The organism is Nostoc sp. TCL26-01, assembly GCF_013393945.1.
GTDB lineage: Bacteria > Cyanobacteriota > Cyanobacteriia > Cyanobacteriales > Nostocaceae > Trichormus.
On record NZ_CP040297.1, the window covers coordinates 3,029,561 to 3,044,880 of the forward strand.

At 48.4% G+C, this 15,320-nt stretch carries 7 protein-coding genes and 1 pseudogene; 4 read left to right on the forward strand and 4 right to left on the reverse strand.

Translation table 11 applies throughout. The annotated features are described in order from the left end of the window. Positions 1-6: 6 nt before the first annotated feature. Complete coding sequence (locus FD725_RS13095) at positions 7-2,583, reverse strand: CHAT domain-containing protein (protein WP_256871901.1); 2,577 nt, start codon at positions 2,581-2,583, stop codon at positions 7-9. A 1,206-nt stretch (positions 2,584-3,789) separates the two neighbouring features. Between FD725_RS13095 and FD725_RS32455 the strand changes: the two are divergent. The 3 genes and pseudogenes from FD725_RS32455 to FD725_RS13110 form a co-directional block, all read left to right on the forward strand. Continuing rightward, positions 3,790-4,038, forward strand: a pseudogene (locus FD725_RS32455) (LuxR C-terminal-related transcriptional regulator); the annotation flags it as partial. Between the two features lie 82 nt (positions 4,039-4,120). Continuing rightward, positions 4,121-4,531 carry a peptidoglycan-binding protein gene (locus FD725_RS13105; protein WP_256871902.1) on the forward strand — a complete coding sequence of 137 codons (411 nt, stop codon included), beginning with the start codon at positions 4,121-4,123 and terminating at the stop codon, positions 4,529-4,531. A gap of 11 nt (positions 4,532-4,542) precedes the next feature. Beyond that, positions 4,543-5,622, forward strand: coding sequence for a catalase family peroxidase (locus FD725_RS13110; RefSeq protein WP_218653164.1), 1,080 nt, complete (start codon positions 4,543-4,545; stop codon positions 5,620-5,622). Positions 5,623-5,735: 113 nt separating this feature from the next. Here the strand turns inward: FD725_RS13110 and FD725_RS13115 are convergent, their stop codons facing one another. Next, positions 5,736-12,428 carry a filamentous hemagglutinin N-terminal domain-containing protein gene (locus tag FD725_RS13115; RefSeq protein ID WP_179048534.1) on the reverse strand — a complete coding sequence of 2,231 codons (6,693 nt, stop codon included), beginning with the start codon at positions 12,426-12,428 and terminating at the stop codon, positions 5,736-5,738. A 319-nt stretch (positions 12,429-12,747) separates the two neighbouring features. Here FD725_RS13115 and FD725_RS13120 point away from each other — a divergent pair, with 319 nt between their 5' ends. Beyond that, positions 12,748-12,909: a hypothetical protein gene (locus FD725_RS13120; protein ID WP_179048535.1), complete on the forward strand. Its 162-nt coding sequence runs from the start codon at positions 12,748-12,750 to the stop codon at positions 12,907-12,909. A gap of 21 nt (positions 12,910-12,930) precedes the next feature. Here the strand turns inward: FD725_RS13120 and FD725_RS13125 are convergent, their stop codons facing one another. Together FD725_RS13125 and FD725_RS13130 are read right to left on the reverse strand one after the other, a co-directional pair. After that, positions 12,931-13,881, reverse strand: a complete 951-nt coding sequence (locus FD725_RS13125; RefSeq protein ID WP_179048536.1) for an L-lactate dehydrogenase — start codon at positions 13,879-13,881, stop codon at positions 12,931-12,933. Continuing rightward, the gene (locus tag FD725_RS13130; RefSeq protein ID WP_179048537.1) at positions 13,878-15,272 is read right to left on the reverse strand and encodes a mercuric reductase; all 1,395 of its coding nucleotides are present in this window, start codon (positions 15,270-15,272) and stop codon (positions 13,878-13,880) included. Before FD725_RS13130 ends, FD725_RS13125 begins: the two co-directional genes overlap by 4 nt. Positions 15,273-15,320 lie beyond the last annotated feature (48 nt).

The window sequence follows — 15,320 nt, forward strand, 5'->3', positions numbered from 1 at the left end:
ACGTTTTTACAACCAATTTCCTAAAAGCACAAACGGTGCCCAGTAGTAGGGCGAAGTATAATCGTCTTGACGTAATAATGCGACCTGGGCGCGACGCAAGGCTTCAGCTTTGGTGACTCCGGGCTTGCCTAACTCACGGTAAAACGCAATCATCAAAGAGGCGGTGGAGCGATCGCTAACTGACCACAAGGAAGCAAGGGTGCTGCGTGCCCCTGATCGCACTGCCACTCCTGCCATCCCCAAAGCCGCTCGTTTATCTCCGGTTGCCGTCTGACAAGCACTCAGTACCAGCAGTTCGATTGGGTTAATTCTTCCTTCTCTAGAGCGCAGCAGTTGATCCAATTCTTTGACTTTAATCCGTCCATCCCAGGTCAAGATGAAGGTTTGATCAGCGTTTGAGCTAAATTGACCATGGGTTGCCAAATGAACGAGCGGTGAAGGTGTGAACTCAACTTTCTGTTTAAACGATCGATCCGTGAACGATTGATCTAACAGCACTTGTGCCGGAATTTCTGACTGAATTTGATTAATCTCAACCCCAACATTGGGCAATGCCGCAAAGCCCTCCCGTGCTTGTGTTAATCCTGCTAGTAGTCCCTGAAGCTGTTGACGCTCTAGCGGTTGGGGTTGGAGCAATTGTAGACCAGGTGTTAATACAATACTATATTTCTCAATTAAATACTGTTGACCATCGTGCAAAGCTGCCATTGGCAAACTACGTAGCAATCCATCAGGCACAAATACAAGCGTTTTGATCTCACTGCTGGCCAGTTCAGCCGCAAGCGGACGCAAAAGCAAATCATAGACCTGTTGAGCCGCAGGCAACCAATCTTCGACAAAGGCAGTCGGTCTGAGCGATTGGCGCATCTGGGTCAAAATGTCTTCGACATTCGCTTGCGGCTGAGATGTTTTGTAATAGCGCAATGGCTGATTGGGCAATGCCAAAATCACCGCAAATTGACTGGGTAAAATGATGGGATAAATGACTGCCGCGCGGAGATCAATTTGATCAATTTTTACTGGACGAGCATTGGTACAAGCTTCTCGGAAGAAGTTGTCAAGTTCTGCTAACTGGAGGGCTTCGATTGTCTCCCGTGCCTGTTTCAGGTTTTCCTGGCTGGGTGCATCGCCTGCCGATTGCAACAACAATTCTACAAATTGGCGATAAACGGGTTCGACACTTTCTCGGAATGAAAATTGCACATCTTGGTTAACCGCAACCAGGTCAGTGCGAAGCGATTGCAGCATTTTGACTGCTGAACCATAGGCGATTGTGGCATTTTGCAAATTAAGAGTCGCCGAGCAGGGCTGCGTATCCTGACAGAAAATTCTTCCTAGTTGCCACTGCCATTGATAGGCAATTTCGGAGGCATCCAGCGATTGAGCCAGACTGAGCGCCTGTTGGGTCAGGGTTTGAGCATCTTGCCATTGATGGGTGGTTTCATACAAATTACCCAAAGTGCCAAGGGCATAGGATTCAGCACGAGAATCACCTGCAGCCCGAATGTGTTGAATCGCGATCGCCAGTTCCTCGGCAGAAGTTTTCAGCAATTGGGAGCGTAAACCTCCCCCATCTCCCCATTTCCCCATTTTGACTAAGCTGCGAGCCAGATCAATTCGGGCATACGCTGCTAGACGACCGGGCGGTAACTGGGCAAGCTGGGATTGAATTTGGGCAAATAGGAGCTGAGTCTGTGTTTGTCGATCGCTGTTAACCAACAAATTTAACTGGGCAAGTTGGATCTGAGTTTTCGCGGTTAGTGAAGGAGCTGTGGCGATCGCTTTTTGATAATAATCCAGGGCAGTCTCCGTTTTTCCCTGGGCGCGAGTTGTGTTGCCCAAACTGAAGAGAATGCCGCTAATATCGGATGCAATCGTTTTGTCATGCAGGTTCTGAGCGATCGCCAAGCTTTGCTGCAAGACCACACCAGATTGATCCAGATTGCCCACCAGCCGCAGCATTTTGCCCAGATTTCGCAGCCCCGTCATCTTCAAACGCCCGTCTGGTTGGCTTTGCAACAACTGTTTTACTTGCAACAGCCCTGCTGTGGCTCGGCGATAAAGTCCCTGTGACTGTAAAGCTCTTGCCTGATTAATCTGGCTACCGAGGATGCCAATCGGATCACGGGCTTGGCGATAGACAGCCTCCGCTTGTTGCCAGGTTGCTAATGCTTCGCTGGCTTTACCTTGAGCCAGTTGCAGCCTCCCCTGAATGGTGAGTACTTGAGCGAGAACCTGTAAGCGATCAAGACTGGAGTTTTGGGTACTTGCCAGCGACATGGCTTGATTGATCGCCTGATTCGCCTGTGTCCACTGTCCCAAATCTTCAAAGGCAGTGGCCAGAAAACTCAACACGAGTGCTTGATTCGGGCGATCGCCTGCTGTTTTGTAACGGTATACAGCCTGTTGCCAAAGGGCGATCGCCTCTCTTAGTTGCCCTACCTGATAATGGTCTTCCGCCTGCTGCACAAGCTGGGCTGGCGAAGTTTGGAGTGTGATGTGGGGCGATTGTCTTGTCTGCTCCACCTTCAGATCATCACTCGTTTTATCTGCGGCGATCGCTATGCCAATATGCAAACTCATAAAAATGAGCAGTCCGATCAGCGCAAATTGAAGGCAGCGAAACCATCCTCTTGCTAAGAAGAGATACCGTAATCCCCACCGCCTTTGATCAATTCGTCTATCCCGATACTCCTCATTCATCCGTTTGTACGACTCCTGCCGATCCTGATATCAGGCGATGTAGTTATGGAAGTAAATTTTTATAGCTTGTTTCGTCTTGTTATCGCAAATTCTACAGTAAAATACCAGGCAAAATAAGCAAGTTAGCTTATTTTGAATGTGGAAATTGCCCGTAACTTGCGTTCACTCTCCCGCAGGCAGTCTACACACAAGTCCTAGATCCCTGGCTGACAAAACCAAATTTTCATCTTTTTCCCTCTGCGTTCTCTGCGCCTCTGCGGTTAAAAATAATTTTTTTGAACCAATCTAGTCAAGTCGCTTCTCTACGAGACGCTACGCGAACGCTCCAATTCAAAATTCAAAATTCAAATTAGAATCCCCGCGTCTTTAGACCGGGGAGAGGTCAATAGCATTTCTTTCCTTGGAGCCTTCTGCCTTTCTTTGTCAAACAACAGCACCTCAGCTTCGTAAGTTAGCGCTACTTGTCAGTTTGGCGGTTGTACTTTAGTTCAAGTGTGAATGTCAACTTTAGTTGGAGTCAAGCTGCCATTGTGAGATGGATTGATTCATCAATCGCTCTATTGAGAAGAAGTGTAAACCCTGAGTGGATGACAGGTGAAAGTCGATTGCCTATATTGAAATTATGTAAACACAGCTATCTTTTCGATGAGATTTAATCCCGTTTCTGGAAATAGAGTAATGCATGGTAACTCTTGTTGCTTCGCGTAATTGAAGAAGAGGTAAAACTAATGGCTCGCCTGTTCCAGCAGTTAGAGCTAAACAAAAATCATATTAGCCAACAATTGGGGGCGAAAACTGCTCACTCTCACCTTTCGAGGAAAATCGGTTGACCTCCATCGAATTGTTGAATCAGTAATCAATTCATATTTCATTAATGAGGACAGTGCTATGACATCGCTGCCGTTTCTGTTCAAAGATCATCTTGAGCCTCTAAAAGTTTCAACTCAAGTTGATGTTTCCGGTGGTTATCCTATCAATTATGCCCTGATTATTGTTGCACAAGAAGTTGCTGGATTGCTTCAACATACTTATCCTTTTCCAGCAGATGGCATCAATCCCACCCAAACCGTAACTTCTGGTTGCTCGGAAACTATAGCAATCCGGGCGCTCGAACCAGAATACAAGGAGATTATTGATATTGAAGCGCTGACTGAGCGTGAGTTGGAGGTGTTGCAATTGATTGTTGATGGACACAGTAACCCCGTAATTGCTGGAGAGTTATATGTCACCACAGGTACAGTCAAGACCCATGTTCGCAATATTATGAGAAAACTCTGTGTCAGCGATCGCACCCAGGCAGCAATTCGCGCACTCCGTTCTGGTTTGATTCACTGAATAGGATTTATCATACGGCTTCGAGAAGTTCCATTTAGTGCAATTGCACAAAAAGTACAAAAAGAACACTTTAATTATTGCCATGTTTAATAAAATTGCTCTATCTATTGCAGCAACAATGGGGATCGTTGGGTTTCTGCAAACGAGTCCAGCGATCGCTACTCCCACAGTCCCATCTTCTCCCATGCTGATCGCCACTGCCTACACAGACATCACACTACCGACTTTGAGACAAGGCGATCGCGGCAGAAGTGTGCAACTGTTGCAGAAAATTCTCTCAGATAATGGGTTCTTGAATGCTGCCGGAGTCAGGTTGGGAAATCCGAGTGGTGCCGTTGTCGATGGCGTATTTGGTGTCATTACAGAGTCTGCGGTCAAAGATTTACAACGACGCTATAACATCCCTGTTACTGGACGGGTCAACCCTGTGACTTGGGAAGTGCTGGATATGCGGGAGAATCCCTATCGATCGCCGCTCCCCTGGAAATACTAAGGTGTCAACTCATGGAGAAGCAAATGTCAAATAGAAAGGTTTATAGCAGGAGAAACTTCCTGATATCAGCCAGTCGAATTGCTGCTATAGGTTTCGTTGCACCAGTCGTGGCATCGGCGACCGCAGCCGCTGTTGCTAAATCTGTTCGCCAATCCTCCGAGAAGCAGACCGAGGCTACCGCGCAAGAGGTTATGGATGCGCTTGAGGATGCCTACGGCTCACACCCTGGTCAACGAAAAAATCACACAAAAGGGGTGGGTGCCTTGGGCACGTTTGTCGGTAATCCAAAAGTCAAAGAAATCTCACGATCGCCACTGTTCTCTGGAGAACAATTCGATGTTGTCGCCCGCTTCTCTATAGCGGGTGGTGACCCAATGGTATCTGATGCTGACAAAAGTCCGCGCGGTCTGGCGCTCGAATTCCGGCTACCAGATGGCAGCTTACATCACATGACGATGCTGAGTACACCGATGTTCTTTGCTGCTGTACCGCAAACGTTTCTGGACAAGTTCATCGCACTGGCGATCGATCCTGCTACCGGAAAACCGGACATGGCGAAGTTCAAGCAGTTCGAGGCTTCTCACCCGGACAACGCGCTGCAAGCCCAATTCTTGCAGGAGAACAATCCACCACCAAGCTATGCCAACTGTGCATACTACAGCATCCATGCCTTCAAGTTCATCAATGATGCAGGCAAGACAACAATTGTCAAATTCCGTTTTGTTCCCCAAGATGGCGAGAAACATCTCTCAAATGCACAGTTGTCATCGATGCCGCCCAATTTTCTGGAGCAGGCGCTAATAGAGCGCACGCGCCTGAGTCCAATCAACTGGGACATGATCGTCACGATCAGCGAACCTGGTGATCCTGAAACCAATTCGACGCTTCTCTGGTCGGGGAAACATCGAGAACTGAACGCTGGCACTCTCACACTAACATCAGCAATGCCATCGAACCTGGCTGGCAGTTATAATATCAACTATGATCCGCTAATTATGGCAGACGGGATTGCACCGACTGATGACCCTGTTCTTCTCTTTCGGTCACCTTCCTACGCTATATCCCACACAAGAAGGATACGTGACCTGTGACGACTGATATTATTTAGTCCGCAAGGGGACAGGGGACAGGGGGAAAGAAGCTTCTACGCTTTTTGCACAGATGCGGGAATTATAACTAATTAGGCAGACATGATATGACTACTTTACCCTCCTGGACAGACAGCTGATCGATTTAACCGATTCTGCATCACTGCGTTAGAGGAGTTGGCAGTGAGAAGCACCTCTCCAGTGGGAGTTACTTGGATTCCGGTAGCTTCGATGATGGAGGTGTAGGGAGAGGAGGACGCAAAGAGGGTGTCTGTGTGTTCTCTTTTATCTACCTGCTGATCCACAACCAGCCTGCGCCGATCGCTCCACTCTGCATCATCGTCTAATTGCTGTTCTGGTGTGGGTGGCAATCCCCCGCGACCTGTGATCACGAAGGAGTTACCCTGGTTGGCAGGACATCCTTGAGCAATTAATCCTGACGGGTCTGCAAAGTCAGTGGGCAATTCCAGTAATCCAGCAGTGGGGTCAATGCCTGCGGTAATCACATTGATCGTGCCACTCAACGCAGACGTTGCACCTGTCGCTGTGATGTCGCTCAATGAGGTGGAAACCAGACTGGGACGAATGCCATAGAGGGCAACAGCATTGATGCGAACGTTACCGCCGCGAAAGTCCTCAGAGTTGGCGCTGATGTTGCTATCTTCGTTTAACACTGCAATGAGAAATCGGGCATCAATCCCAATGTTGCCACCGGGAATATTGGCTCCAGTGGCATTGGTGGTGATGTTACTGCCGTTGCGTAAGAAGATGAAGGGCGATCGCAAATTAATATTCCCGCCACCGCCCGTCGTGTCAGCGCGAATGCGGCCTTGATTATTGAGAAAGATGCGATCGGCATCGACAAACAGGTTCCCTGCGCTCCCCGTTCCGCCACTGCTGACCGTGACTTCTGCTTGATCTTGAATATTCAGCGTGCCTGTTCGCAGATTTAAGTTACCGCCTGCTCCACTGCTTCCGCTTCCAGCAGCAATCACCGAACCATTCCCGGTCAACGTAATGGATTCTGGGGCAGTAATGGTCAAATCTCCTCCCTTCCCCCTGTTGGAAGTGGAGGCAGAAATCTGTGCGCCATCCTGGAGGTTTACCCGCACACTTTGTCCGTTACCGCGTGGCTGAACGGTCAAATTGCCTGCATTTCCAATGCTGTTGGTGCCAGCAAATAAACCACTGGTTGCGCCACTGAGTTGCAAGTCAGGCGTATTCACCGTGATGTCGCCTGCGCGACCGTTACTTGAGGTAGTGGTAAGCAGTTGCCCACCACTACTCACGCCCACCGTTTCGGCGCTGACGGTAATATTGCCTGCGTCTCCATCACCAGAGGTAGAAGCTGAGAGTTGAGCGTTATTGAGAAGGGAGAGCGATCGCCCTGTAATGTCAATATTGCCTCCCTTGCCCACTCCCCCTGATGAAAGGGTACTAATGGCATCTCCGCCATCAAACGAAACAGTACCACTTGCCTGAATCTGGATATTGCCAGCATCGCCTTGCGATCGAACATCCGTGATGATTTGTGCTTGCTCGGAAACCGAGAGTGATCCTGTAGTGATGGTGACATCTCCTCCATCTCCCACCGATCCTTGTGTTGCTGTGGTAAACACCCCACTTCGGATTACGGAGTTGATAGCGGTTCTGCCACGAATCTGTACGGAGTCTTGCGTCTGAATGGTGACACTACCAGCATTTCCCCGTCCATCTGTGGCAGTATTCACAGCGCCACCATTGGTTAAAAACAGCGAGCCAGTGGTAATCACCAAATTTCCACCTCGACCAATCCCCTTTGGTTCCACTCGTGAGAAAATAGCACTTCCAATTGCACCATCTAAAGATTCACCATCTATAGAAACTTGATCGCGGGCATGAATGATGATGTCGCTCGCATTTCCCTGTCCACTCGTGCTGGTAATCAGTTGCCCCGCCCGTGTGAGAGCAAGTGACCCGGTGGTGATGTTGATACCCCCAGTATTGCCAACGCCAGTCTGTCCTACGGTATTGAATACAGTACTGCCATCAAATAAAACTGTATCCTGGGCATTAACACTCACACTACCCGCATTTCCCTGTCCATTCGTGTTGGCAAGCAGTTGAGACCCCTGTGTGAGAGCAAGCGACCCGGTGGTGATGTTGATCCCGCCTGTATTCCCAAAGCCAGTCTGTGCCACGCTATTGAATACAGCACTGCCATCAAATAAAACTGTATTCTGGGCATTAATACTCACACTGCCCGCATTTCCCTGTCCATTAGTGCTGGCAAGCAGTTGAGACCCCCGTGTGAGAGCAAGCGACCCGGTGGTGATGTTGATACCCCCAGTATTGCCAACGCCAGTCTGTGCCACGCTATTGAATACAGCACTGCCATCAAATGAGACTGTATCCTGGGCATTAATACTCACACTGCCTGCATTTCCCTGTCCATCCATGCCGGCATTCAGGGCAGCCCCCCCTGTGAGAGCAAGCGACCCGGTGGTGATGTTGATACCCCCAGTATTGCCAACGCCAGTCTGTGCCACGTTATTGAATACAGTACTGCCATCCAAAGAGACTGTATCCTGGGCATTGATACTCACACTGCCAGCATTTCCCTGTCCATTCATGCCGGCATTCAGTCGAGACCCCCGTGTGAGAGCAAGCGACCCAGTGGTGATGTTGATACCACCAGTATTGCCAACGCCAGTCTGTGCCACGCTATTGAATACACCACTGTCATCAAATACAACTGTATCCTGAGCATTAATACTCACACTGCCCGCATTTCCCTGTCCATCTGTACTGGCATCCAGTCGAGACCCTTGTGTGAGAGCAAGCGACCCGGTGGTGATGTTGATCCCGCCTGTATTCCCAACGCCAGTCTGTCCCACGTTATTGAATACAGTACTGCCATCCAAAGAGACTGTATCCTGGGCATTAATACTCACACTACCCGCATTTCCCTGTCCATTCGTACCGACAAGCAGTCGAGACCCCCGTGTGAGAGCAAGCGACCCAGTGGTGATATTGATACCACCAGTATTGCCAACGCCAGTCTGTCCCACGTTATTGAATACAGCAGCACTGCCATCCAAAGAGACTGTATCCTGGGCATTAATATTCACACTGCCCGCATTTCCCTGTCCATCTGTACTGGCAACCAATTGAGACCCCTGTGTGAGAGCAAGCGACCCGGTGGTGATGTTGATACCACCAGTATTGCCAACGCCAGTCTGTGCCACGTTATTGAATACACCACTGCCATCAAATGAAACTGTATCCTGGGCATTAATACTCACACTGCCCGCATTTCCCTGTCCATCCGTGTTGGCAACCAATTGAGACCCTTGTGTGAGAGCAAGCGACCCGGTGGTGATGTTGATCCCGCCTGTATTCCCAACGCCAGTCTGTCCGACGTTATTGAATACAATGCCATCCAAAGAGACTGTATCCTGGGCATTAATACTCACACTGCCCGCATTTCCCTGTCCATCCGTGTTGGCAAGCAGTCGAGACCCTTGTGTGAGAGCAAGCGACCCGGTGGTGATGTTGATACCCCCAGTATTGCCAACGCCAGTCTGTGCCACGTTATTGAATACAGCACTACCATCCAAAGAGACTGTATCCTGGGCATTAATACTCACACTGCCCGCATTTCCCTGTCCATCCGTGTTGGTAAGCAGTTGAGACCCCTGTGTGAGAGCAAGCGACCCGGTAGTGATGTTGATACCACCAGTATTGCCAACGCCAGTCTGTCCCACGCTATTGAATACAGCAGCACTGTCATCAAATGAAACTGTATCCTGAGCATTAATACTCACATTGCCCGCATTTCCCTGTCCATCCGTGTTGGCAACCAATTGAGACCCTTGTGTGAGAGCAAGAGACCCGGTGGTGATGTTGATACCACCAGTATTGCCAACGCCAGTCTGTGCCACGTTATTGAATACAGCACTACCATCCAAAGAGACTGTATCCTGGGCATTGATACTCACACTGCCAGCATTTCCCTGTCCATTCGTGTTGGCAAGCAGTTGAGACCCTTGTGTGAGAGCAAGCGACCCGGTGGTGATGTTGATACCCCCAGTATTGCCAACGCCAGTCTGTCCCACGTTATTGAATACAATGCCATCCAAAGAGACTGTATCCTGAGCATTAATACTCACACTGCCCGCATTTCCCTGTCCATCTGTACTGGCATCCAGTCGAGACCCTTGTGTGAGAGCAAGCGACCCAGTGGTGATGTTGATACCCCCAGTATTGCCAACGCCAGTCTGTCCCACGTTATTGAATACAGTACTGCCATCCAAAGAGACTGTATCCTTGGCATTAATACTCACACTGCCTGCATTTCCCTGTCCATTCGTGTTGGCAAGCAGTCGAGACCCTTGTGTGAGAGCAAGCGACCCGGTGGTGATGTTGATACCCCCAGTATTGCCAACGCCAGTCTGTCCCACGTTATTGAATACAGTACTGCCATCCAAAGAGACTGTATCCTGGGCATTAATACTCACACTACCCGCATTTCCCTGTCCATTCGTGTTGGCAAGCAGTTGAGACCCCTGTGTGAGAGCAAGCGACCCGGTGGTGATGTTGATACCACCAGTATTGCCAACGCCAGTCTGTCCCACGTTATTGAATACAGTACTGCCATCCAAAGAGACTGTATCCTGGGCATTAATACTCACACTGCCTGCATTTCCCTGTCCATTAGTGCTGGCAAGCAGTTGAGACCCCTGTGTGAGAGCAAGCGACGCGGTGGTGATGTTGATACCCCCAGTATTCCCTACGCCAGTCTGTCCGACGTTATTGAATACAATGCCATCCAAAGAGACTGTATCCTGGGCATTGATACTCACACTGCCAGCATTTCCCTGTCCATTCGTACCGGCAAGCAGTCGAGACTCCTCTGTGAGAGCAAGCGACCCGGTGGTAATGTTGATACCTCCAGTATTGCCAACGCCAGTCTGTCCCACAGCATTGAATACAGTACTGCCATCCAAAGAGACTGTATCCTGGGCATTAATACTCACACTGCCCGCATTTCCCTGTCCATCTGTACTGGCATCCAGTTGAGACCCTTGTGTGAGAGCAAGTGACCCGGTGGTAATGTTGATCCCGCCAGTATTGCCAACGCCAGTCTGTCCCACGCTATTGAATACAGTACTGCCATCCAAAGAGACTGTATCCTGGGCATTAATACTCACACTACCCGCATTGCCCTGTCCATCCATGTTGGCAACCAATTGAGACTCCTGTGTGAGAGCAAGCGACCTGGTTGTGATGTTGATCCCGCCAGTATTGCCAACGCCAGTCTGTCTCACAGCATTGAATACAGCAGCACTGCCATCCAAAGAGACTGTATCCTGGGCATTAATACTCACATTGCCCGCATTTCCCTGTCCATCCATGTTGGCAACCAATTGAGACCCCTGTGTGAGAGCAAGCGACCCGGTGGTGATGTTGATACCCCCAGTATTGCCAACGCCAGTCTGTCCCACAGCATTGAATACAGCACTGCCATCCAAAGAGATCGTATCCTGGGCATTAATACTCACACTGCCCGCATTTCCCTGTCCATCCGTGTTGGCAAGCAGTACTGCTCCCCCTGTGAGAGCAAGCGACCCAGTAGTGATGTTGATACCCCCAGTATTGCCAACGCCAGTCTGTCCCACGTTATTGAATACAGCACTGGCATCCAAAGAGATCGTATCCTGGGCATTAATACTCACACTGCCCGCATTTCCCTGTCCATCCATGCCGGCATTCAGTACTGCTCCCCCTGTGAGAGCAAGCGACCCGGTGGAGATGTTGATCCCGCCAATGTTACCTATCCCTCCAGGACGCACTACGTTGGCGATGAAACTGCCATCAGTGATGTCTATTCTATCTGTTGCGTCAAGTTGAATGTCCCCTGATTGCGCACCAGCAAAGCCTAAGCCATTGTCAATCCCAGATCGAAGTCTACTGCCCTCGCTCAGAGCCACGTTCTGAGCCGTAACCGCAATCCCCCCGCCACCTCCACCACGAACGTTAATTTGAGCGCCGTTACTGAAGGTAATATCTGACCGCGCTGTAGTACTGGGAAAACTCAACCGCCAATCACCTGCCGTTTCACTCTCACTCAGCCCTACAATTCCCTGTGCAGCAACGGCACCAAACTCCACTCGGCTACTGGGACTTGTGATTTGTCCGCCTTCTAAACGGACATCGCCACCCACTAACAACAAGCTCTGTCCTGCTGGCACTTGTAATCCTATTCCGTTGTTTGCAGTTGATTGGTTAATAATCGACTGTGCTGCCAGTTGATTGAAAAACAATACATTGGGATTAATCGTCAGCAACTGACTCGGTAACGGTTGTGTCGCATCACTGCTGAACTTCTCGCCATTAGGAAAACCGATCGCATTCGCCGTCGTCCCCACAAACGAACCGCCAACATTCAGTGAAGCATTCGGGCCAAATATAATCCCATTCGGGTTGAGCAAAAACAGATTTGCCGTCCCGTTTGCTCGAATCAAGCCATCAATATTAGAAATTGACCCACCCGTGACGCGACTGAAGATATTTTGCACATCAGCCGCATTGTTGAAAAAGGCAGAACCACCAGTTGGCACTGAAAACTGGCTGAAGCTGTGGAACAAATTGCCGCCTCGTCTGGCTCCGCCATCAATTTGCACATCGGGATTGCCTGAAACTTGCGATCGCTCCCCCGCAGGCAGCGTTGCATCGGGAATCACCTGAGCTGCGATCGGCTGGACACAGAGCAATACACCCAAGCTACCAACCATTAAAACCCATGCTTTAAAATGCGATCGATTCATTTTGCTACTCTCATGCCATTGTTACGATTAGTAGGGGAGTGAATCTCTTGGTGCAGTGCAAAGCCGTTCCCCTGGGGGTAATTGCTTAAGCCAAAACACAAGAAACGAATGCATTAGACCAGGCAATATCAGCAGATTAGCATGATTGCGTTAACTTATAAGCTGTACTTTAGTTCATACTCTAATACCAACTTTAGTTGGAGCCAGGTTGCTATTTTGAGATGGATCATTCGTGACAGGTTAAGAAAAAGTACACTTTGTCAATCAGCTAAAATGCTCCCCTGCCTGCCTAAATGTATCAACCTTAAAGTGAAACGGTATGAGTAAAGAGCGATCGCTTCGTTTGAGTGGACAAATGACTTATCAGCAATTGCTTTCTCAAATCGACAAACAGTTACCAACGTCGAACTTACCGTATGCAATTCGCTTGGAAGGAAAACCACATTGCCGCAAGTTGGCACTCAAAACTTTAAAGGAATAAGAGCATGACATTGAATTGATTTTAATTATGCAAAGAATTATAAGCTTCATTGAGTTTGTTGGCTGATTCTTCCAATAAGCTTTGTTCATGAGCATTTCTTGATAACAGCAGTTGGCGCTCAATACCTGTTGAGCCAATGATACATGGAAGTCCAAGCACAACTTCACTGCCAACTCCATAGTTAGAATCTGCTCTAGCCGATACTGGAAATATCTGCTTTTCATCTCGCAGGATAGTATCAACTAACTGACAAACTACTGTTGATATACCATAGCTTGTATTTCCTTTGCGTTCAAAAATGTTATAGCCTCGTTTACGAGTTAACTGTGCGTATTCTTGCTGAATTTGTTCTAGCGTTGCTCCTTGTGGTATGGGAAATTCAGTTAAGAGAATTCCCCCAATAAATGCACTAGACCAAACGACAAATTCACTGTCTCCATGCTCTCCAATCACATAAGCATGAACGTCAAGTTTTGCAACATTCAGTCGCTTTCCCAGTTGATATCTCAGTCTAGCAGTATCAAGAACCGTTCCCGAACCGAAAATTAGGTTTTCTGCTCTAGTGGAAGTAGCGATCGCAATCCGCGTGAGTACATCCACTGGATTGCTAACGATAATTATGATTGAATTCGGTGCAACTCGATCCAATTCTTTGATTGTCGAACGTATAATCTCTGCATTGTCGCTCAATGTATCTAATCTGGTCTGTCCTTGTTTTGCCTGCACCCCAACAGTCACAATAATGATATCTGAATCAGCTAAATCTTCATACTGATTTGATGGTATAATCTCCATCTCTTTAAGTAGAGGAATGCTGTCTTCGATATCCCATACTTGCCCCTCAGCTTTTGATAAGGTTCGGTCAAAAAGGACAACCCTGACACATTTAGCGAGTAAAACTAAAGCATTTGCAACGTCTGCACCTACATTACCTGCACCAATAATACCGACTTTAGATGTTTTACTAATCATAACTTGGAAAACAATATATTTAACCCTTCGGTCATCGTGGGATGAGTCAAAATACCATCGCGCAGAACGGTGTACGGCATCTGAGCTTGCATCACCATCTGCACCGTTGAAATTACTTCACCTGCTTCATGACATAACAAGGTACATCCTAAAATACGACCTGTATCTGTATCCACGATCGCCTTGAGAAGTCCATCAGTTTGACCGAGTGTTTTCGCTCTCGGAACGGCTGACGCATCCACCTTTGCCACGCGGATAGTATATCCTTGTTGCTGTGCTTCAGTTTCAGTCAAACCTACATGAGCCAGTTCTGGATCGATGAATAGACAAGATGGAACCAATCGATCCCGTGTACTACGGTTGCCCCCATCAATTAAATTAGCTTTGATAATGCGATAATCATCGAGGGATATATGAGTGTATTGTGGGTTGCCGTTGATGTCGCCTAACGCCCAAATCCCTGGAATGTTCGTCTCTAAGCGATCGTTGACTGGGATAAATCCGCGTGTATCGGTTGCCACACCAGCAGCAGCTAAATTTAAGCTATCAGTATTGGGCGCACGACCAACGGCGACGAGCAAATGCGACCCTTGGAGGGTGATTTGACGATCAGCTACTTGGATTTGCAGGATGGTTTTATTACCAGTGTGATCAACTCTCAACACCTTCGCCTTCAAAAAGAATTCAATCCCATCTTGTTCTAACAGGGTTTGAATTGCGATCGCTATATCTGGATCTTGCTGTGACAGGATTTGCTCACTTTGCCCAATGACAGTAACGCCAGAGCCAAAGCGCCGAAACATCTGGGCAAACTCTAAACCAATATAGCCACTACCGAGAACGATCAGGTGTTCAGGCAGATGTTCTAGCTCCATAATGGACTCACTTGTTAAAAACTCAACTTCAGTGAGTCCGGGTAGAGATGGAATTAACGGTCGTGTGCCTGTATTGACAAATAAGCGTTCGGCGGTAAGTACGCGAGTGTTCCCCTCAGATGTCGTCACTTCAATTGTTTTAGGAGCAACAAACCTAGCTGTACCAATGATCAAGTTATTATTCAGCGCCGTTTCTAAATTGTGCAAGTTCATTTCCCGCGCAGATTGCACAACTGTTCGTTTTCGTTTGATTACTTCTGATAAATCAACGATGGGTGTATTAGCTTTAACACCATAAACGGCACTGTTTCGCACTGTGTTTGCGACATTGGCACTCGCCACCATAGTTTTAGTAGGAATACAGGCAATATTAATGCACCCGCCACCAATCATGTTTAAGCTGCGTTCAACCAGAGCGGTTTTACGTCCGTCAGCGACTAGCGCCGGGGCAAGTGTTTTACCCGCTTTGCCGCCGCCGATAATAATGTCGTCATAGTGTTGAATGTCCACTTCCATATCTTTTGAGTTTGATCGGGTGAATACGATTTCTAAAAAGTGTTATGA